A 436-nucleotide genomic window follows, 5' to 3' on the forward strand; every position below is an offset into this window, starting at 1 on the left:
GGGGTGGTGGGGGTAGCGGGGCTGGTGGGAGTGGTGCGGTCGGTGGGCGGCGGATCGACGCCGTCGCAGAAAACGCTTACCCCCGGAGCGGTGGCGCTCCCGACGGCGCGATCGGTGCCGCCACCCGTACGGCCGGGCGCGGCGCCGCAGGTCAGAGCGCGGGGCTCGGTGTCGTCCCGCCGCAGCGCGGCAAACGGACGGGAGCTGCGGCGTCCGCGGGTGTGACGCATTCGCGCCTGCGGACGCTGAAAGACATGTGATGGCCGACGGGCGTGACCAGTGGCTCGACAAGGACGTGGCGGAAAGACTCCTGCGCGGTGAGCGGGTGGACGCGGTGGACGGCCTCGACGGGGTCAGAGCGAAACGGCTTTCCGACACCCTGCGGGACATGGCGGACGTCACGTACGCAAACGATGCCGAACTCCCCGGCGAGGCA

At 72.0% G+C, this 436-nt stretch carries 1 pseudogene; it reads left to right on the plus strand.

Annotation, left to right across the window (positions count from 1 at the left end):
• Nucleotides 1-161: 161 nt before the first annotated feature.
• Nucleotides 162-260, plus strand: a pseudogene (locus GT042_RS40215) (RNA polymerase sigma factor); the annotation flags it as partial.
• Between the last annotated feature and the right edge of the window lie 176 nt (nucleotides 261-436).

It is taken from the genome of Streptomyces sp. SID3212 (assembly GCF_009865405.1).
Taxonomy (GTDB): Bacteria; Actinomycetota; Actinomycetes; order Streptomycetales; family Streptomycetaceae; genus Streptomyces.